This window comes from Amycolatopsis sp. NPDC003865 (genome assembly GCF_053605345.1).
Map to the genome: position 1 here is coordinate 121,378 of NZ_JBSGJA010000001.1, position 18,237 is coordinate 139,614.

At 73.0% G+C, this 18,237-nt stretch carries 20 protein-coding genes; 10 read left to right on the forward strand and 10 right to left on the reverse strand.

Annotated features, from left to right (window positions below; translation table 11 throughout):
* Positions 1-161: 161 nt before the first annotated feature.
* Genes ACWEVP_RS00655 through ACWEVP_RS00665 form a run of 3 tightly spaced genes read right to left on the reverse strand, consistent with a single transcriptional unit; the run spans position 162 to position 2,243 of the window.
* Entirely contained in the window at positions 162-842 is a 681-nt protein-coding gene (locus ACWEVP_RS00655) for an ABC transporter ATP-binding protein (protein ID WP_452060503.1), read from the reverse strand.
* Positions 839-1,360, reverse strand: a complete 522-nt coding sequence (locus ACWEVP_RS00660; RefSeq protein ID WP_372666310.1) for a PadR family transcriptional regulator — start codon at positions 1,358-1,360, stop codon at positions 839-841. Before ACWEVP_RS00660 ends, ACWEVP_RS00655 begins: the two co-directional genes overlap by 4 nt.
* A 43-nt stretch (positions 1,361-1,403) precedes the next feature.
* Positions 1,404-2,243, reverse strand: coding sequence for an NmrA family NAD(P)-binding protein (locus ACWEVP_RS00665; RefSeq protein ID WP_452060504.1), 840 nt, complete (start codon positions 2,241-2,243; stop codon positions 1,404-1,406).
* 80 nt (positions 2,244-2,323) lie between these two features.
* On the opposite strand from ACWEVP_RS00665, the gene ACWEVP_RS00670 reads away from it, so the two are divergent.
* Entirely contained in the window at positions 2,324-2,947 is a 624-nt protein-coding gene (locus tag ACWEVP_RS00670; protein WP_452060505.1) for a TetR/AcrR family transcriptional regulator, read from the forward strand.
* 95 nt (positions 2,948-3,042) lie between these two features.
* Positions 3,043-5,331, forward strand: coding sequence for a PQQ-dependent sugar dehydrogenase (locus ACWEVP_RS00675; protein WP_452060506.1), 2,289 nt, complete (start codon positions 3,043-3,045; stop codon positions 5,329-5,331).
* A gap of 30 nt (positions 5,332-5,361) precedes the next feature.
* Here ACWEVP_RS00675 and ACWEVP_RS00680 read toward each other — a convergent pair whose 3' ends face one another.
* A complete protein-coding gene (locus ACWEVP_RS00680) occupies positions 5,362-6,645 on the reverse strand; it encodes a sigma-70 family RNA polymerase sigma factor (protein ID WP_452060507.1) in 1,284 nt (427 codons plus the stop codon).
* Between the two features lie 419 nt (positions 6,646-7,064).
* On the opposite strand from ACWEVP_RS00680, the gene fadD8 reads away from it, so the two are divergent.
* Complete coding sequence (gene fadD8 / locus ACWEVP_RS00685) at positions 7,065-8,660, forward strand: fatty-acid--CoA ligase FadD8 (RefSeq protein ID WP_452060508.1); 1,596 nt, start codon at positions 7,065-7,067, stop codon at positions 8,658-8,660.
* Positions 8,661-8,664: 4 nt separating this feature from the next.
* On the opposite strand, the gene ACWEVP_RS00690 is transcribed toward fadD8, so the two are convergent.
* Entirely contained in the window at positions 8,665-9,534 is an 870-nt protein-coding gene (locus ACWEVP_RS00690; RefSeq protein ID WP_452060509.1) for an RNA polymerase sigma-70 factor, read from the reverse strand.
* A gap of 134 nt (positions 9,535-9,668) precedes the next feature.
* On the opposite strand from ACWEVP_RS00690, the gene ACWEVP_RS00695 reads away from it, so the two are divergent.
* The 3 genes from ACWEVP_RS00695 (at position 9,669) to ACWEVP_RS00705 (ending at position 11,447) form a co-directional block, all read left to right on the forward strand.
* Positions 9,669-10,412: an SDR family oxidoreductase gene (locus ACWEVP_RS00695; protein WP_452060510.1), complete on the forward strand. Its 744-nt coding sequence runs from the start codon at positions 9,669-9,671 to the stop codon at positions 10,410-10,412.
* Between the two features lie 81 nt (positions 10,413-10,493).
* Positions 10,494-10,883, forward strand: coding sequence for a nuclear transport factor 2 family protein (locus ACWEVP_RS00700; RefSeq protein ID WP_452060511.1), 390 nt, complete (start codon positions 10,494-10,496; stop codon positions 10,881-10,883).
* Positions 10,884-10,910: 27 nt separating this feature from the next.
* Positions 10,911-11,447 (forward strand): PadR family transcriptional regulator, encoded by a 537-nt coding sequence (locus ACWEVP_RS00705; RefSeq protein ID WP_452061303.1) that lies wholly within the window; start codon positions 10,911-10,913, stop codon positions 11,445-11,447.
* On the opposite strand, the gene ACWEVP_RS00710 is transcribed toward ACWEVP_RS00705, so the two are convergent.
* The 5 genes from ACWEVP_RS00710 to ACWEVP_RS00730 are packed head-to-tail and all read right to left on the reverse strand — an operon-like array spanning position 11,444 to position 15,059.
* On the reverse strand, positions 11,444-12,088 hold the full coding sequence (locus ACWEVP_RS00710; RefSeq protein WP_452060512.1) for a response regulator: 645 nt from the start codon (positions 12,086-12,088) through the stop codon (positions 11,444-11,446). The two genes, ACWEVP_RS00705 and ACWEVP_RS00710, sit on opposite strands and share 4 nt — an antisense overlap.
* Entirely contained in the window at positions 12,085-13,206 is a 1,122-nt protein-coding gene (locus ACWEVP_RS00715; RefSeq protein ID WP_452060513.1) for a sensor histidine kinase, read from the reverse strand. Before ACWEVP_RS00715 ends, ACWEVP_RS00710 begins: the two co-directional genes overlap by 4 nt.
* Positions 13,207-13,231: 25 nt before the next feature.
* The gene (locus ACWEVP_RS00720) at positions 13,232-13,915 is read right to left on the reverse strand and encodes a hypothetical protein (protein WP_452060514.1); all 684 of its coding nucleotides are present in this window, start codon (positions 13,913-13,915) and stop codon (positions 13,232-13,234) included.
* On the reverse strand, positions 13,912-14,814 hold the full coding sequence (locus ACWEVP_RS00725; protein ID WP_452060515.1) for an ABC transporter ATP-binding protein: 903 nt from the start codon (positions 14,812-14,814) through the stop codon (positions 13,912-13,914). The genes ACWEVP_RS00720 and ACWEVP_RS00725 overlap by 4 nt, the downstream gene beginning before the upstream one ends.
* Positions 14,811-15,059 carry a PLD nuclease N-terminal domain-containing protein gene (locus tag ACWEVP_RS00730; protein ID WP_452060516.1) on the reverse strand — a complete coding sequence of 83 codons (249 nt, stop codon included), beginning with the start codon at positions 15,057-15,059 and terminating at the stop codon, positions 14,811-14,813. Before ACWEVP_RS00730 ends, ACWEVP_RS00725 begins: the two co-directional genes overlap by 4 nt.
* 172 nt (positions 15,060-15,231) lie before the next feature.
* On the opposite strand from ACWEVP_RS00730, the gene ACWEVP_RS00735 reads away from it, so the two are divergent.
* From ACWEVP_RS00735 to ACWEVP_RS00750, 4 genes are all read left to right on the forward strand, one after another.
* On the forward strand, positions 15,232-16,182 hold the full coding sequence (locus ACWEVP_RS00735) for a hypothetical protein (protein WP_452060517.1): 951 nt from the start codon (positions 15,232-15,234) through the stop codon (positions 16,180-16,182).
* Between the two features lie 250 nt (positions 16,183-16,432).
* On the forward strand, positions 16,433-17,629 hold the full coding sequence (locus tag ACWEVP_RS00740; RefSeq protein WP_452060518.1) for a hypothetical protein: 1,197 nt from the start codon (positions 16,433-16,435) through the stop codon (positions 17,627-17,629).
* Between the two features lie 65 nt (positions 17,630-17,694).
* A complete protein-coding gene (locus tag ACWEVP_RS00745) occupies positions 17,695-17,988 on the forward strand; it encodes a hypothetical protein (RefSeq protein WP_452060519.1) in 294 nt (97 codons plus the stop codon).
* Positions 17,989-18,047: 59 nt separating this feature from the next.
* A complete protein-coding gene (locus ACWEVP_RS00750; RefSeq protein WP_452060520.1) occupies positions 18,048-18,218 on the forward strand; it encodes a hypothetical protein in 171 nt (56 codons plus the stop codon).
* The last annotated feature ends 19 nt before the right edge of the window (positions 18,219-18,237 follow it).

Sequence of the window (18,237 nt, forward strand, 5' to 3'; positions counted from 1 at the left end):
GGGCACCCGCGACACCACCGCCGCACCCCGCACCCCGCCACCACCGCCGGGCACCCGCGACACCACCGCCGCACCCCGCACCCCGCCACCACCGCCGAACTGCCGCGGCACGGCCACCTCACCCCGGCCCCGGCCGGCCTCTTCCAGGCCTTGTGACCCCGTCACCGGATCACCTCCAGCTCGCGGGTACGCCCGTCCCGCACCACGACTTCGCGGTCCGAATACGCCGCGACCCGGGGTTCGTGCGTTACCAGCACCACCGCCGCTTCGCGCTCGCGGGCCGCCGTGGTCAGCAGCTGCATCACCTGCTCGCCGTTCAGGGAATCCAGTGCTCCCGTCGGCTCGTCGGCGAACACCACCCGCGGGCCCGTCACCAGAGCCCGCGCTACCGCGACACGCTGGCCCTGCCCGCCCGACACCTCGCCCGGGCTGCGGCCGGCGATGCCCTCCAGCCCGAGCTCGGCCAGCATCTCGCGCGCCCGGCGGGCCGACGCCCGGCCGCGCTCCCCGTTCAACCGCAGTGGCAGGGCCACGTTCTCGAGGCACGTCAGCTCGGGGACGAGCTGGCCGAACTGGAACACGAACCCGAAGTCGGTGCGGCGCAACGCCGACCGCGCGCGGTCCGTCAGCGCCGCGAGGTCCTCGCCCTGGTAGCGGACCGTGCCCTCGTCCGGCCGGACGATCCCGGCCAGGCAGTGCAGCAGCGTCGACTTGCCCGCCCCGGACGGCCCCATCAGCGCCACGACCTCGCCGGCGCACACCCGCAGGCTCGCCGCCGTCAACGCGTCCGTGGGCCCGTACGCCTTCCGGACGCCGGCCGCCTCCAGCAGCACGGTGCTCACGCGACCTCCTCCGCCAGCTGGTCGAGCCGGGCGGTGGTCAGCTCCAGCCAGCGGAGGTCGGCCTCCAGGTGGAACAGCGCGTGGTCGCAGACCAGCTGGTCGACCAGGTCGCCGCCGGTCTTGCGGCGGGTCAGCTCGCGCATCGCGTCGAGGTGGGCCGTGCGCTGGACGTCGAGGACGTCGGCGGCCGGGCGGCCGGACAGCAGCGCGAGCACCACCTTCGTGTACAGCGTGTTCTGCAGGTACGCCTCGGGTTTCTCCGGGGTCGCCAGCCACGTGCCGACGTCGGCGACCCCGGCCTCGGTGATCGCGTACCGCTTCCGCTCCGGCCCGCCGCCCGCCTCGGTGCCGTCGGCCTCGACGAGTCCCTGCTTCAGCAGCCGGGCCAAGGTCGAATAGACCTGGCCGTAGTGGACGCGCCGGTCGTGCCCGAACCGGTCGTCGTAGGCGCGCTTCAGGTCGTAGCCGTGGCGCGGCCCGTTCTCCAGCAACCCGAGCAGGGTGTGTCCGATCGACATGGGCCGAACTGTACACGACGTGTATAGCCGGAGTGCATAGTGATCACCCGATCAGGGTTCGCAGTGGCGTGGCGGGCCGTCCGAGCAGGTCTTCGAGGTCCGGACCGGTGACGGCGAACTCGCCGCGACGGGCGGCGCGGAACATGCCGAGCAGCAACGCGGCCCGGTCTTCCGGGACGCCGTGCCCGACCAGGCCGGCCACCCACTCGTCGTCGTCCACGACCACCCGGCGGATCGTGCGGCCGGTGAGGTCGCCCAGCATCTCCGCCACCTCCGACAGGTCGTACGCGACCGGCGCGGTCAGCGGCGGCGTCGCGCCGTCGAACCGCCCTTCGTCGGCCAGGACGACCGCCGCGGCTTCGGCGAGATCGGCGTGCGCGGTCCACGACACGGGCCCGTCGGCGGGCGCGACCAGCTCACCGGTCTCCCGCGCCTGCCCCACCAGCAACGGCACAGTGCTCGCGTAGAACCCGTTGCGCAGCGCCGTGTACGGCCCCGCCGCCAGGTGCCGCTCGGTCGCGGCGTGGTCGGGCATCGGCGCGAACAGCGAGTCTTCGGCCGCCGCCTGGTGGCTCGTGTAGAGCACGCGCTCGGCACCCGCGTCCCGCGCGGCGTCGATCGCCGCGACATGGTGCCCCAAGGCCGCTTCCCCCGTTTCGTCCGTCGAGACGACGAGCACCTGGGAAGCGCCTTCGAACGCGTGGGCAAGCGACTCCGGATCGGCGAAGTCGCCACGCCGGACCCGCACCCCGCGTCCGGCGAGACCGGCAGCCCGGCCGGGCTCCCGCACACTGACGCCGACCCGCTCGGCCGGCACGCGCCGGAGCAGCTCCTCGACGATCCGGGAACCCAGCTTGCCGGTTCCCCCGGTGATCACGATCATGGTCCGACCCTTCGATTGGTTACCATCGATATTAACCACGTTAGCACCAGTGATAGCAACTATGAGTTATCATCGGAACCATGGCGAAGGACCGGAGCGAGACGCGGACGCGCATCCTCGACACCGCCGCGCGGCTCCTGCACGACGAAGGCGCGGCCGCGCTCACCATCCGCGCGGTCGCGCGGGCCGCCGGCCTGCAGGCGCCCGCGCTCTACCGGTTCTTCGAGGACAAGGACGCACTGCTCGACGCCGTCGCCGAGCACGTTCTCGCCGCGTACGTCAGCGAGAAGAAGCCCAACGAAGACAGCGATCCGGTCGAAGACCTCCGGACGGGCTGGGCCGCGCACATCGGCTTCGGCCTCGCCAACCCGGCCCTGTTCGGCCTGCTCGTGACGCCGGGCCGGGAGTCCCCGGCGGCCGAGGCGGGCCTCGCGGTGCTGCGCGCCCGGGTACGCCGGGTCGCCGAAGCCGGCCGGCTCCGCGTCCCCGAGCCCCTCGCCGTCGAGCTGATCCACGCGGCCGGCACGGGCGCGGTGCTCACGCTGCTGGCCCGCCCCGCCGAAGGCCTCGCCGACGCGATGTACGACGCCGTGGCCGCCCGGATCCTGACCGGCGCACCGGCCCCGCCCGCCATCCCGCCGGAGCCGCCGACGCTCACCGCCGCGGAGCGCGCCCTCTTGCAGGAGTGGCTCGACCGCGGCTGAGCGGTTCGTGTGCATTTTCCGTCGCGATGTAACAACTATCCGGCTTCCGGCGCCATAGGGGACGGTCCGGTCCCCGCGCACCAGGAGTCCTCGTGATGCCTTTCAGGTTCCCCCGAAGATCGCGCCGCACCCTCGCCGCGGCGGTCGTCGTCCCGCTCGCCGGCGCACTGGCGGTGGCCGTCGCGGCACCCGCCGCCGCCGTGCCCACCGGCTTCGCCGACACCGTCGCGATCGGCGGCCTGACCTCGCCGACCGCCGCGGCGTTCGCCCCCGACGGCCGCGTGTTCGTCGCGGAGAAGAGCGGCCTGGTCAAGGTTTTCGACTCCCTCGCCGACCCGACGGCGACGGTGTTCGCCGACCTGCGGACGCCGACCCAGGACTTCTGGGACCGCGGCCTGCTCGGGCTCGCCGTCGACCCGGCGTTCCCCGCCCGGCCGTACGTCTACGTCTCCTACACCCTCGACGCCGTCCCCGGCGGCACCGCGCCGCGGTGGGGCGACACGTGCCCGACGCCGCCCGGCGCGACCGACCAGGGCTGCGTGGTCACCGGCCGGGTCTCCCGGCTCACCATGGGCCCGGACGGCACCGCCGTCAGCGAAAAGCCGCTCGTCACCGGCTGGTGCCAGCAGTTCCCCAGCCACTCGGTGGGCGCGCTGGCCTTCGGCCCGGACGGCGCCCTGTACGCGGGCGGCGGCGACGGCGCCAGCTTCAACTACGCCGACTACGGCCAGACCGGGAACGCCTGCGCCGATCCGCCCTCCCCCGCCGGGACCAACCTGACCCCGCCGAACGCCGAAGGCGGCGCGCTGCGGTCGCAGTCCCCGCGCCGCGCGGCCGGGCAACCCGTGCTGCTCAACGGCACGCTGCTGCGCATCGACCCCGACACCGGCGACGGCTTGCCCGGCAACCCCTTCGCGAGCAGCTCCGACGCCAACGCCCGGCGCGTGATCGCCTACGGCGCGCGCAACCAGTTCCGGTTCGGGTTCCGGCCGGGGACCGGCGAGCTGTGGGCCGGCGACGTCGGCTGGAACACCTGGGAAGAGATCAACCGCGTGGCGAACGCCGGCGACGCGGTGGCGGAGAACTTCGGCTGGCCGTGCTTCGAAGGCACCGCGCGCCAAGCCGGCTACGACGGCGCCAACCTCGACCGCTGCGAATCGCTGTACGCCGCCGGCGGGCAGACCGCGCCGTTCTACGCCTACAACCACAACGCCAAGGTCGTCGCGAGCGACCCGTGCCCGACCGGCGGTTCGTCGATCAGCGGCATCGCGTTCGAGTCGGGCAGCAACTACCCCGCCGCGTACGCCGGCGCGCTGTTCTTCGCCGACTCGTCGCGCGGGTGCATCTGGGCGATGCAGACGGCGAACGGCCAGCCGAGCCCGAGCCTGCTGGTGCCGTTCGTGACCGGCGCGAGCACGCCGGTGCAGGTGCTCACCGGACCCGGCGGTGACCTGTTCTACGTCGCGCTGGGCAGCGGCGAGCTGCGTCGCGTGAGCTACCCGGGCGGTACCAACCGGCCGCCGGTCGCCGCCGCCACGGCGACGCCGTCGAGCGGGCCCGCCCCGCTGACCGTGCAGTTCGACGGCACCGGGTCCACCGATCCGGACGCCGGGGACGTGCTGTCCTACGCCTGGGACCTCGACGCCGACGGCGCCTACGACGACTCGGCGGCCGCCCGGCCGGCGTGGACCTACACGACGGCCGCCGCGGTCGACGCCGGGCTGCGGGTGACCGACTCCCACGGCGCCACGGCCACCACGACGGTCCGCGTGACCGTCGGAACCCCGGCCGGGCTGGACCCGGTCCCGGTCATCGACACGCCCGCCGCGTCGCTGACCTGGTCGGTGGGGCAGACCATCGCGTTCTCCGGCCGCGCGATCGACGCGCAGGACGGCGAGCTGCCGGCTTCGGCGCTGTCGTGGCGGCTCGCGATCCGGCACTGCGCGGCCAACGGCACCTGCCACACGCACAACGTCCAGGACTTCCCGGGCGTCGCGTCGGGCACGTTCGTCGCGCCGGACCACGAGTACCCGTCCTACCTGCAGCTCTCGGTGACGGCGACGGACTCGACGGGCCGCACCGGGACGAAGACGATCGACCTGCAGCCGAAGACGGTGACGCTGAACTTCACGTCCAGCCCCGACCAGGCCCTGCTGACGGTCGGCGGGACGCAGCAGCGGACACCGTTCTCCCGCACGGTGATCGCCGGTTCGACGAACTCGATCAGCGCGGACAGCCCGCAGAACCTGCCGCCGCTCAACCTCAAGTACGCCTTCTCGAGCTGGGCGCACGGCGGGGCGCGGACGCAGAACATCGTCGCCCCGGCGACTTCCGCCACCTACCAGGCGAAGTACCGGCTCTGCTGGCTGCTGCAGCCCTGCTGAGCGGCTGACCCGGCCCCGCGCGGGGCCGGGTCAGCCCTGGGGCTCCTTCGTCTTCTCCGGCTTCGCCGGGTGGGTCTTCGACTCGTTCTGGCGCTTGCCCGCCTGCGTCGTCGGCTTGCCCTTCTCGGGGTCTGCCGCCACCGCGGGTTTCGAGGGGCTCGCCGGGGTGCCCGCCTGCCCGGACTTGCCGGGCTGCTGCTCGCCGGTCGTCTCGGCACCGGAGGCACCCGGGGTGGCCGACATGGAGGTCGTCGGCGAGCCCGAAGCCGGCGGGGCCTCGCCGGACGGCGCCCCGGCCGGGACCGGGGTCCGCGCGGCGCCCGGCGTGCCGGTCTGCTGGGCGGTCGTGCCCTCGCCGCCGGGCACCGCGTGCGGCGCCTCGCTGGACGTGCCCGCGCCGATCGTCACCGTCGTCACCAGCGCCGCGCTCGCGGCGGCTATCTTCGCCGCGGTGGCCCACGACAGGGCGGAGGCACCCGTGCCGGCGGCGACGCCGGACGAGGCGACGGTTCCGCCGGTGGTCAGCCAGTGCGTCACGACCGGGATGCCGAGGATGAGCGGGGCGACGGTGGCGGGCAGCTCCGCGTTGAGCTCCTTGAGCCCGGTGGCCAGCTTCCGGCAGTCCGCGCAGCGGTCCAGGTGCAGCGCGATCCGGTGGCCCTTGTGGTCCCCGACGCCGTCGCGCACCCACCGGGCGAGCTGGCCGGAGACGACCTTGCAGGTGCGGCGCCGGGCCTCGGGCACGTGCTGGTCCAGGTAGGCCTGCCGCAGCCCCTCCCGGGCGCGGTAGGCCAGGGCCGCGACGCTGTTGGGCGTCATGCCGAGGTCCTGGGCGATCCGGGCGGGCGACTCGCCCTCGATCTCCGTGCGCCACAGCACGGTCCGCCACCGCTCCGGCAGGCTCGCGAACGCGCCCGCGGCGACGCTGCCGTGCAGCCGGCTGTCCACGGGCTCGTCGCTGCCCGCACTCGGCAGCACGTCCGGAACCTCGGCGACCAGTGAGACCGCCGAGTCGCGCCGGCGCCAGCTGATCATCGTGTTCCGGATCGTCGTCAGCAGATAGGGCCGGAATTCTTCGTCCGGCCCCTCCCCCGCGCGCAGAATCCGCAGCACGCGGGTGAATCCTTCGGCGATGAGGTCTTCCCGTTCGGCTTCGCCGGACGCGATCGCGGCCGCCACCCGGCGGGCCGCGACCAGGTGCCGGTCGTAGAGCCTGCCGTACGCGGCGAGGTCCCCGCCGCGCACCGCCTGGATCAAGACCGCGTCGCTCGGGACGTCCGCCGTCCCGGCCACCGCCGGTGCCACCTCGGTCACCAACACCCCCTTCGCCCGTGCGCTTGCACGTGCAGAACGTCACGCGATAGTCGTCCAACGAGAGGCCCGGCGCAAGGTTTCGGCACCGAAAGCCCATTTTCTTCCGCGGTGAGTGTCCCGCACCCCCGTCTTGTCAGGCGACTGAGCACTCCGGCGCCGTTTCGTCCCGGCCCGCCGGGCGGCCGTTGCCCTTGTCCACTGTGGACGGTCGTTGTCCACGAGCAGCTCGGTCCGCGTTGCGGCCGACGACATATGCGAACGCTGTACAACCGATGCGCGGGTCTACGACGGCCCGATGATCCACGGCCAGGCGGTGAAACTTGTTCCCTTCCCCGCGTCGCGCACAAGCACTTGCGTCAACTCGGTTCAGCGCATAGAACTATAACGTGTTCTAGTCAGGCGGCGGGGAAGGGACTCCGATGGGCGAATCGACGATGCGGTATCCGAACCACCTCGGGCATCTGGTCGTCTCCGCCCTGAAGCGCCACCGGGACGCGCCGGTGATGACGCTGGGCGAGACGACGATGACCGGGGCCGGGACCGCCGAGCAGGTCAGCCAGTACGCCCAGGCCTTCGAGGAGCTCGGGGCCGGCACGGGCGCGGCGGTGGCCCTGCTGTCGCTGAACCGCCCCGAGGTCCTGCTGATCATCGCGGCCGGCCAGCTGCAGGGCTCGCGGCGGACCGCGCTGCACCCGCTGGGCTCGCTCGACGACCACGCCTACATCCTCGGCGACGCCGGTATCACCACGCTGATCATCGACCCGGTGCCGATGTTCGTCGAGCGGGCGGTCGGCCTGCTCGAGAAGGTCCCCGGCCTCACGCGGGTGCTGACCATCGGGCCGGTGCCCGAGCCACTGGCCCACGTCGGGCACGACCTCACCGCGACCGCCGCGAAGTTCGAGCCGGGCCCGCTCGAGCCCGCCGCGCTGCCGCCGGACCAGGTCGTGTCGATCACCTACACCGGCGGGACGACCGGCAAGCCCAAGGGCGTCATGGGCACGGCGCAGGCGATGGCGACCATGACCCAGATCCAGCTCGCCGAGTGGGAGTGGCCGGAGGCACCGAAGTTCCTCATCTGCACCCCGCTTTCCCACGCGGGCGCGGCGTTCTTCGCGCCGACGCTGCTGAAGGGCGGCTCACTGGTCGTCGTGCCGAAGTTCGACCCCGCCGACGTCCTGCGGATCATCGAGGAGGAGCGGATCACGGCCACCATGCTGGTGCCGACGATGCTCTACGCCCTGATGGACCACCCCGACTCGCGCACGCGCGACCTGTCGTCGCTGCAGACGGTGTACTACGGCGCCGCGTCGATCAACCCGGTGCGCCTGCGCGAGGCGATCGACCGGTTCGGGCCGATCTTCGCGCAGTACTACGGCCAGTCCGAGGCCCCGATGGCGATCAGCTACCTCGCCAAGGGCGACCACGACGACGCGCGGCTGTCCTCGTGCGGGCGTCCGTCGGCGTTCCTGCGCACGGCGTTGCTCGACGCCGACGGCAACCCGGTGGCGCCCGGCGAACCCGGCGAGATCTGCGTGGCCGGCCCGCTGCTGGCGGCCGGGTACTGGAACCTGCCGGAGGTGACGGCGGAGACGTTCCGCGACGGCTGGCTGCACACGGGCGACGTCGCCCGCGAGGACGAAGACGGCTTCTGGTTCATCGTCGACCGCGTCAAGGACATGATCGTGACGGGCGGGTTCAACGTGTTCCCCCGCGAGGTGGAGGACGTCGTCGCCGAGCACCCGGCGATCGCGCAGGTGGGCGTGATCGGCACCCCGGACGAGAAGTGGGGCGAAGCGGTGACGGCCGTGGTCGTGCTGCGCTCGGACGCGGCCGCCGACGACGCCGCGGTCGAGCGGCTGACGGCCGAGATCCAGGCGTCGGTGCGGGAGCGGAAGGGACCCGTGCACGTGCCGAAGCAGGTGATCATCGCCGAGTCGCTGCCGATGACCGGGCTCGGGAAGCCGGACAAGAAGGCGTTGCGGGCGAAGTACGAGCCGCGGCGCGCGAGCGTGTAGGGCGTTATACGGCGGCGACCGCCGTGAGCTTGCCGGGGTTCATCATCCACAGCACCTGGTCGATGCCCTCGGCCGAGGCGGTCACCGTCAGCACCGTGAACACCTCGCCGTCGCGGGACAGCAGCACCGCGTGCGCGCCGTTGACGGACGCCGGGGTCACCGTGACGCCGGCCCAGAAGCGGTCCTTGAACGCGCGGACGTACTTCGCCACCGTCGTCGCGCCGCGGACCGGGATGCGCGACGCGCGTGCCACGCCACCGCCGTCGGCGTAGCTGATCACGTCGGCCGCGAACAGCTCCTCCAGTGTCGACAAGTCACCTTCCCGGGCGGCGGTGACGAACGCCGTGAGGAGCCGCCGCTGCTCGGCAGGAGCGGCCGGGGTGCGCCGGTCCGCCGCGAGGTGCTTGCGCGCGCGGCTGACCAGCTGGCGGGCCGCCGCCTCGCTCGTCCGCACGATCTCGGCGATCTCGCCGTACGGGTAGCCGAACGCTTCGCGCAGCACGTACGCCGCGCGCTCGGTGGGCGTCAGCTTCTCCAGCAGGAGCAGCACCGCGAGCTCCAGCGCGGCACCCCGCTCCGCACCCAGCTGCGGGTCGGCCGAGGTGTCGACGGGCTCCGGCAGCCACGGGCCGGCGTAGGTCTCGCGGCGCGCGTGGGCCGTCTTGGTCGCGTTGATCGCCAGGCGCGTGGTCGTCGTCGCGAGGTAGGCCGCCGGGGTGCGCACCGCGGCCCGGTCACTGGCCTGCCAGCGCAGCCACACGTCCTGGAGCAGGTCTTCCGCGTCGAGGACGCTGCCCAGCATGCGGTAGGCGATGCCGAACAGGCGCGGCCGGACGTCCGCGAAGACGGCGGCCGCGTCGTCGAGCTCTCCCATGCGCGGGCCTCCCGTCCGCTCGGCTCCCGCAGCGTATCCACCGCCGGTTGTCACGAACGAGAGCGCTGTCTTGTCTTGACTGGTGCGCACCTCCCCCGGGCCGTCCGGGCGGGCGCCGAGCGGAGGGAACGGACATGAAGGTCGTCGTCATCGGCGGAACCGGCCTGATCGGCACGAACGTGGTCACCCGGCTGGCCGAGCACGGCCACGAGGCGGTCGCCGCCGCCCCCAGCACCGGTGTGGACACCGTGACCGGCGAAGGGCTGAAGGAGGTGCTGCAGGGCGCGGACACCGTGATCGACGTGTCGAACTCGCCGTCGTTCGCCGACGACGACGTGCTGCGCTTCTTCCGCAGCTCGACGGGGAATCTCGTCGCCGCGGCGCGGGAAGCGGGTGTCACGCACTACGTCGCGCTGTCGGTGGTGGGCACCGACCGGCAACCGGGCGTCGGCTACTTCCGCGCGAAGGTCGCCCAGGAGCGGCTGATCGGGGAATCGGGCCTGCCGTACTCGATCGTGCGCGCGACGCAGTTCTTCGAGTTCGCGGGCGGGATCGCGGATACGTCGACGACCGACGGCGTGGTGCGCCTGCCGGGCGCGGGCGTCCAGCCGATGGCGGCGGCCGAGGTGTCCGCGGCGGTCGCCCGGACCGCGGCCGGGCAGCCGGCCGGCGGCATCGCCGAGATCGCCGGCCCGGAGGTCTTCGGCCTCGACGAGTGGGTCCGCACCGTGCTGGCGGCCCGCCAGGACCCCCGCGAGGTGGTCAGCGACCCGCGGGCGCCGTACTTCGGCGCGGTACCGGGCGCGGAGGACCTCCTGCCCGGGCCGGGCGCGCGGCTCGCGGAGACGAAGCTGGCCGACTGGCTGGCCCGGTCGTGACGGCGGTCGCGCGGGTGGCCCGGCGCCACCCGCGCGACCGTAGTAGCCTTTACTCAACTAATTGATTAGATGAGGTGAGGCATGAGCAGCTTCCGGAAGGCCGTCGAGGCCCGTGACCCCGAGGCCATGGCCGCGACGCTGGCGGAGAACGTCGTGTTCCGCAGCCCGGTGGCGTTCAAGCCCTACCCCGGCAAGGCGATCACGGCCGCCATCCTGCGCGGCGTGCTGCGGGTGTTCGAGGACTTCCGGTACGTGCGCGAGCTCAGCGGCGGCGAAGGCCGGGACCACGCGCTCGTCTTCGAGGCCCGGATCGGGGACACCCGCGTCGAAGGCTGCGACTTCCTGCACTTCGACGCCGACGGGCTGATCGACGAGTTCACGGTGATGGTCCGGCCGCTGTCGGCCGCGCAGGCGTTGTCCGCAGCGATGGCCGCGCAGTTCGATCAGATCCAGCGCGAAGCACTCAACTAAGTGAGTAGGTCGCTGCGCCACGCGCTGATGGCGGCGCTGCTGGAGGGCGAGGCCTCGGGCTACGACCTGGCGAAGGTGTTCGACGCGTCGGTGGCGAACTTCTGGCCCGCGACACCCCAGCAGCTCTACCGCGAACTGGACGCGATGGCGGCGGACGGCCTGGTCCGCGCCCGCGTGGTCCACCAGGAGAAGCGTCCGGACAAGCGCCTCTACGCGCTGACGGAGGCCGGACGGCAGGCCCTGCGCGAGTTCACCGCGCGGGCCCCGCGCCCGGGCGTGATCCGTGACGAGCTGCTCGTCCAGGTGCAAGCGGTCGACGACGGCGACGTGGCGGCGGTCCGCCGCGCGCTGGACGAGCGGATGACGCGCGCGGAGACGAAGATCGCCCGGTACGAGCGGCTGCGGGCGGGCCTGCTGGACGGCCGCTTCGAGGGCGACTACCTGGCCGGGGCCGAGCGGGTGGGGCCGTACCTGACGCTGATGCGCGGGCTGGCCTTCGAGCGGGAGAACCTCCGCTGGTGCGAGCAGTCGCTGAAGATCCTCGAGCGCCGGGCGACGCGCTAGGTCAAGCCGGCGTCGTGGACCAGCAGCGCCACCTGGGTGCGGTTGGCCGCCTCCAGCTTGGCCATGATGTGTCCGATGTGGACCTTCACCGTCGACTCGCTCACCACCAGCGAACGAGCGATCTCCGCGTTGCTCAACCCGCGTCCGATGTGGACGGCCACGTCGTGCTCCCGGGGCGTCAGCACCGCCAGCCGCGCGCGGGCGCGCGCACTCCCGCCCCCGGAGGCGAAATCCGTCAACAACCGCTTCGTGATCTTCGGCGACAGCATCGCTTCGCCGCGGGCCGCCACGCGGACCGCGTTGACCAGCTCCCGCGGTGGGGTGTCCTTCAGCAGGAAACCCGCCGCGCCGTGGCGCAGTGCCGCGTAGACGTACTCGTCGACGTCGAACGTCGTCAGCACCACCACCGCCGGCGCCGCCGGGTGCGCCGCGAGCCGGCGCACCACCTCGATGCCGTCCACCTTCGGCATCTGGACGTCGGTCAGCACCACGTCCGGCCGGTGCCGGTCGGTCAGCTCGACCGCGCGGGCGCCGTTGGTGTCCTCGGCGACGACCTCGACGTCGTCGGCCGACTCGAGGATCATCCGGATCCCGCTGCGGACCAGTTCCTCGTCCTCCAGCAGCACGACCTTGACCGTCACACGCCCTCCCCGACCGGGAACCCCGCCGACACCCGGAACCGGCCGTCGCCCGTCGGGCCGGTGCGCAGGTCGCCCCCGGCCAGCTCGACGCGTTCGCGCATGCCCACCAGCCCGTAGCCGGACCCAAGCACGGCGCTGCCGTGCGGGGTCAGCCGGTTGGTCACCTCGACCGCCAGCCGCTCCCCGGTGACGGCGAGCCGGACGTCGACGGCCGCGTGCGGCGCGTGCTTCCCCGCGTTGGTCAACGACTCCTGCACCACCCGGTAGACGGCCCGGCCGATCTGGTCGGGCACCGCGGGCAGCGGGTCCGGCAGCGTCAGCTCGACCCGCGCCCCGGTCGCGGCGACCTCCGCCACGAGATCTTCGAGCGAGGCGAGCACGCCCGGCCCCGTGTCCGGGGACGGGGCGTCGTCGCGCAGCACGCGCAGGATGCCGCGCAGTTCGTCGAGCGCGGTCGCGCTGGTGGCCCGGATCGTCTCGGCGGCCTGCTCCGTCTTTTCGTCCGGCGCCCGCAGCGACAGCGCGCCCGCCTGCAGCGCGACCGCGGTCACGCGGTGGGCGACGACGTCGTGCATCTCGCGCGCGATCCGCCGCCGCTCGGCGAAAACGGCTTGGTCGGCCAGCAGCGTCCGGGTCCGCTCGGCCTCCTCCGCGCGGTCGCGCAGCACGGCCAGCAGCGCCGCGCGCTGGTGCATCCACAGCCCGGCCAGCACCGGGCCCAGCACGAAGAACCCCAGTACAAGGGTGACCATCATGAGGTCGGCCGGCTGCCGCAGCAGGCCTAAGGCGTTGCCGGTCACGCCGGCGACGACGGCCGCGGCACCGGTCCACCAGCTGACGCCGTGCCGGGCCGCGACCGAGTACGTCGCGATGGTTACCGGCAGCAGCGTCACGTCGGCCAGCAGGCACAGCGCGGCGACCACCAGCACCGGGAACGGCCACCGACGCCGGGCCAGCAGCGCCAGTCCGGAAACGACCACCGCGGGGACGTAGAGCGCCGGGTGCGGGTCGCGCGGGTCGCCGCCGGCCAGGCTGAACGCGATCGTGCCCGCCGCCACCGCGACGTCGAGCGCGAGCAGGACGACGCGGCCGTCCCACCAGCTCAGCCATCGCTTCATCGCGTACAGGTTAGGGCGCGCCGGATCACCCGTCACGGCGAGCCAGGGTGAACGTCGTCGCGCCCAGCGCGAAGAGGACCAGGCCGCCGAACACGGCCGTCCCCGGCAGCGCGAACAAGGCCGTGCCGACGAAGGGCAGCGCGGTCACCGGCACGTCGCCGAGCGCGGACAGCGTCGTCTCCACGACGAACGTCCACACCGCGAACACGCCGACGGCGAGCCCGGTGTGCCGCAGCAGCCCGCCGAGCGCGACCCCGGCGAGTCCGGAAAGGACGGTCAGCGGCAGCACCGGTGCCGCCGCCCTGCCTGCCGCCCCCGCGCCGGCAGGCAGGGCGCCTCCGCCGGCCAGCACGCCGGCGGCGGTCAGCACCACCATCAGCACCCCGCCCAGCAGCGCGAGCCCGGCGGTGACCAGGGCCCGCGCGGCGACGATGCGGGACGGCGAGCGCAGCACCAGCCGGGTGGCCGCGAGGGTGCCGTGCTGGTGGTCGAGCCCGAACGCGGCGATCCCGACGGCCGCGACCAGCAGCGCGCCGAGCCGGTCGACCAGCCCGAACGCCGAGGTGAACGCGTCGAGCGTGCCGAGGTCGCGGTTGCGGCCCCAGTACAGCCCCGACGCGAACTGCAGCACCCCCGCACCCGCGAGCAGCAGCCACGTCGACCGCAGCGAGCGGGCCCGCGCCCATTCGTAGGCCAGCGCGTGCTTCACGGCAGCTCCCCCCGGTGCCGGACGGCGGCCGCGGTCGCGGCGAGGAAGGCGTCCTCGAGCCCGCTGCGCCGCACGTACAGCTCCCGCACCGCGACACCCGCCCGGCCGGCGACCGCCGCCACCCGCTCGGGATCGGCGGTCTCGACGACCAGGTCGGCGGCCTCCTGCCGCACGCACAGCCCGTCGCGGGCCAGCGCGACCAGCAGCGCGCTGGGCCGGTCGGCGCGCACCACGACGTCGGCGCGGGCGTGCCGCCGGACGAACTCTTCCAGCGGCCCGGCCGAGACCAGCCGGCCCGCGCCGATGACGATCAGGTCGTCGGCGAGCGGCGACATCTCCGCCAGCAGGTGCGACGACGCGAGGATCGTCCGCCCCTCCCCCGCCAGCCGCCGCAGCAGGTCGCGGATCCACCGCACGCCTTCGGGGTCGAGTCCGGTGGCCGGCTCGTCGAGGATCAGGTACTCCGGGTCGCCGAGCAGCGCCGCGGCCAGGCCGAGCCGCTGCTTCATGCCGAGGCTGAACCGGCCGGCGGGCTTCTCCGCGACGGACTCGAGGCCGACGGTCGCGAGGACCTCCCGCACGCGCCGGGCGCCCACGCCACCGCCCGCGGCGACCATCCGCAGGTGCGCGGCGGCCGTCCGGGCCGGGTGCACGGCGGCGGCGTCGGCGAGCACGCCGACCGTCCGAAGTGGACCGGGGACGTCCGCGTAGACCCGGCCGCCGAACGTGGTCCGGCCGCGGCCGCGGGTCAGGCCGAGCATCAGCCGGATGGTCGTCGACTTTCCGGCGCCGTTGGGCCCCAGGAAGCCGGTCACCACACCGGGCCGGACGGTGAAGGACAGGTCCTCGACACCGGCGCCGCCGCGGTAGGTCTTCGCGAGCCCCTCCGCGACGATCACCGGCGCGCCGGGACGTGGGCGTCGCGACGGCCGATCGCGAACCACAGCAGGCTGCCCAGGAACGGCGCGCAGAAGGCGAAGATCACCCAGACGAGCTTCATACCGCCGGAGAGGCGCGAGCCGAGGATGCTGACCAGCGCGGCCAGGAACAGCACGGCGAAGGCCAGCAGGACGGCGCCGGTCAGGCCGAGCAGCAGCCACGACCAGGTCTGTTCGTGGCCTTCGATCAGGGCGGCCGGGTGCATGGGATTCTCCTCACGTCGGTGTTCCGCACCCAAGATCGCCGATCGCGCGCGCCCGCACATCCGATCTTCGGGGAGTCCGGGATAGGCGGAAAGTACTAGGCCGCCGAGCGGGCTTGTACGGCTCTTGTACGGCGTGCGCCCAGGATCCACCGGACATCCCGATGGAGGAAACGTGAGAACCACACTCAAGGCGGCGGTGGCCACGATCGGCCTTGGCGTCGCACTGACCGGATTGGCCGCGCCCGCGGCCCAGGCCGCGTCGGCCTACCCCGTCACGACCACAGTGGACGGTCGGACCGTCAAGGACCCGGACGTCGCGGTGGGCAAGCAGCGTATCGCGAACATGTACCCGGCGGGCACCTCGGTGACGCTGGCGTGCCAGGACACCGGTCCGGAATACGGCGGCAGCAGCATCTGGGACCTGACCACCGACGGCCTGTGGGTGCCGGACGCCTACGTCAAGACCGGCTCGACGGCGATGGTCGCCCCGCAGTGCACCACCCCGCACTCGTACCCGGCCAAGGCCGACCTCAACGGCCGCGCGCACAAGGGCGACGCGGCGGACGCGGCGGGCAGCGTGGCGGACAAGTACCCGGCCGGCGCCTCGGTGCCGGTGGTCTGCCAGGCCACCGCCTCGGACGAGATCTGGGACTTCACCAGCGACAACCTGTGGGTGCCGGACGAGTTCGTCAAGACCGGGACCGAGGGCTTCGTCAGCGGCGTCCCGCACTGCGACACCGACGGCCTCAAGGCGGGTGGCACGGCGTACCCGGCGGACCCGCGCGCCGACAGCGCGATCGCGTTCGCCAAGGCGCGCCTGGGCCACACCGACTGGAACAACCAGTGCGAGCTGTTCGTCGAACGCGCCTTCGGCACCAGCGGCCGGTTCGCTTCGGCCACCACGCACTACCAGTGGCAGAAGAACAACGGCCGCATCCACACCGGTTCGGTCGCCCCGGCCGGCGCGGCGGTGTTCTTCACCAGCACGACCAGCAACGGGCACATCATGCTCGCGCTCGGCGGCGGCGTCGCGATCAGCACCGGCCCGACGGTGTACCAGACGAGCACGTACGCGCAGCGCTCCGACTACCTCGGCTGGGCTTACGTGCCGTCGAGCTGGTAGCGCCGTCGTCCTCGAAATCGATCTGCCACCCGGCGGGCACCAGCGCGCGCTCGAAGCAGACGCGGTGCTCGCCGGGTCCGGGTTCGGGTTCGGGCTCCATGGCTGCGATCACAGCACGGCGCCCGGGTCCCGCAGGTCTCAATGTGAGACGTCGCGAAAAGATCTTGCCCTTTTCACCGAGAAGCTGTTGCCCATTCACCTCGCCCGGTTCTACCGTGTTCCGGGCATTGATCGGACTACTGGGGGTCTCATGTCATTGCGCCACCGATTGCTGAACGCCGCCGTCGGGGCGGGCGTCCTCGCGGGCCTGGTCGCCGCGCCGCCCGCGGCCGTCGCCGCGGCCGGGCCGACCACGCTGCCCGCCTCGCAGTACACCCTGACCGCGAACTACAACCAGTTCGACGCGGTCAACTCGGCGCTCGTCTCGACGCTGGGCACCGCGGCCGTCCACACGGTCATGGACAACGCCAACCACGACCGCACGGCGCTGCCGTCGTCGTTCTCCGTCGCCGGGCTCTCGACCGGGTTCCGGTTCGACAGCGGCGACAACTCCGACTGCACGAACTACCCGCAGGGCATCACCACCAGCCGGGACGCGGTCGGCACGGCCAACAGCGGCAACTACGACGGGCACCAGCTCGTCGTGGTCAGCTGGTACACCAAGGACGGCTGCGACGGCGGCCAGACCCGCAGCCGGATCACCCTGGTCGACTGGGACGCCACCTACCCGAACAAGTACCGCAAGGTGCTGCTGGTCGAGCCGACCGGCACGGCGGCGGCCCCGGACTTCAAGGACATCCCGATCCACGCCGGCGGCGTCTCCTGGTACGGCGACTACCTCTACGTCGCCGACACCGGCAAGGGCATGCGGGTCTTCGACATGCGGAAGATCCTCAAGACCGACACCGGCGGCACCGCCGACCAGATCGGGCACGAGAGCGGCAGCACGTACTACGCCCACAACTACGCGTACGTCCTGCCGCAGGTGGGCACGATCACGTCGAAGACGACCTCCGGCACGAACCTCGCGTGGTCGTCGATTTCGCTGGACCGGGTGAGCAAGTCGATCGTGATGACGGAGTACACCTGCTCGTCCGGCTGCACGGACTACCCGAACCGCGCGCCGCGGGCGATCCGCTACCCGTTCGACTCCTCGGGCGTGTTCGCGGCCACGACGACGGCGAGCCAGGCGTTGCAGCTGCCGTGGTACAAGCTGAACGGCGTGGCGTCGCACAACGGGCGCTGGTGGTTCAACTCGTCCGGCTCGAAGCAGCTGTACTACTGGACGCCTTCGGCGGGCTCGTCGACGTTCGCGTGGGTGGGCAGCGGCGAGAGCCTGTCCTACTGGGAGGACGACACCGCCGCCGACCTGCTGTGGTCGCTGCAGGAGGGCGCGGGCAACCGCAACGTCTTCGCGGTCACGCAGGCCACCTACGGCGGTGGCTGAGGTAGCCTGACCACATCGGACGATTCGGACAGCACAGCAACCCGGGGCGGTACCGCCGCCTCGGGTTGCTGCTTGCCGTCCTGCTGTTCTTCGGCGGGACGCCGGCGCTCCAGCCGTGGTCGTCCTCGCCCGGCGGCCCGGCGGTGGCCACCGCGCCGGCGCACGACCTCGTCTCGGTCCGGCCCGCCGTCCCGCGCGGCCCGGTCACCACCCCGGTCCCGTGGGCGCTCACGCCGGCCACCTCCACCGCCGCTCCGGTCCCGACGTGGTGGCGTGCCGAATCCCCCGGTCCGGTCCTCCGGGCCGTCGCCCTCCCCACTTCGCGCTCGACCCGCGCTCCGCCTGCCTTCGCGAGCTGAACCCGTTCCACGGCGCCGCGCCCGGCGTCGTGCCCACTGCTGCGCGCGAAGGATTTTCGATGGTGTCGGTTGTCGTATTGGCTCTGCTCGTCGCCGCGATCGCGGTTTCCGCCGGGTTGATGGTGAAGATGTACCGGGACGACGAGCCGCTGCTCGGCGGGCTGGGCATCTGCCTGCTCGTCGGGCCCGGTTCGGTGCTGGCGTTTCTGTACGTGGGGTTCGCCGGCTGACCCGGGTCGGCCTCCGTCC

Bases quoted from the DNA above. Each gene is read 5' to 3' on its own strand.
- ACWEVP_RS00700 (WP_452060511.1), top strand. From the start codon at position 10,494: ATGAGCAGCTTCCGGAAGGCCGTCGAGGCCCGTGACCCCGAGGCCATG.
- fadD8 (WP_452060508.1), top strand. From the start codon at position 7,065: ATGGGCGAATCGACGATGCGGTATCCGAACCACCTCGGGCATCTGGTC.
- ACWEVP_RS00660 (WP_372666310.1), bottom strand. From the start codon at position 1,360: ATGTCGATCGGACACACCCTGCTCGGGTTGCTGGAGAACGGGCCGCGC.
- ACWEVP_RS00690 (WP_452060509.1), bottom strand. From the start codon at position 9,534: ATGGGAGAGCTCGACGACGCGGCCGCCGTCTTCGCGGACGTCCGGCCG.
- ACWEVP_RS00695 (WP_452060510.1), top strand. From the start codon at position 9,669: ATGAAGGTCGTCGTCATCGGCGGAACCGGCCTGATCGGCACGAACGTG.
- ACWEVP_RS00740 (WP_452060518.1), top strand. From the start codon at position 16,433: ATGTCATTGCGCCACCGATTGCTGAACGCCGCCGTCGGGGCGGGCGTC.
- ACWEVP_RS00675 (WP_452060506.1), top strand. From the start codon at position 3,043: ATGCCTTTCAGGTTCCCCCGAAGATCGCGCCGCACCCTCGCCGCGGCG.
- ACWEVP_RS00665 (WP_452060504.1), bottom strand. From the start codon at position 2,243: ATGATCGTGATCACCGGGGGAACCGGCAAGCTGGGTTCCCGGATCGTC.
- ACWEVP_RS00750 (WP_452060520.1), top strand. From the start codon at position 18,048: ATGGTGTCGGTTGTCGTATTGGCTCTGCTCGTCGCCGCGATCGCGGTT.
- ACWEVP_RS00715 (WP_452060513.1), bottom strand. From the start codon at position 13,206: ATGAAGCGATGGCTGAGCTGGTGGGACGGCCGCGTCGTCCTGCTCGCG.
- ACWEVP_RS00670 (WP_452060505.1), top strand. From the start codon at position 2,324: ATGGCGAAGGACCGGAGCGAGACGCGGACGCGCATCCTCGACACCGCC.
- ACWEVP_RS00705 (WP_452061303.1), top strand. From the start codon at position 10,911: ATGGCGGCGCTGCTGGAGGGCGAGGCCTCGGGCTACGACCTGGCGAAG.
- ACWEVP_RS00730 (WP_452060516.1), bottom strand. From the start codon at position 15,059: ATGCACCCGGCCGCCCTGATCGAAGGCCACGAACAGACCTGGTCGTGG.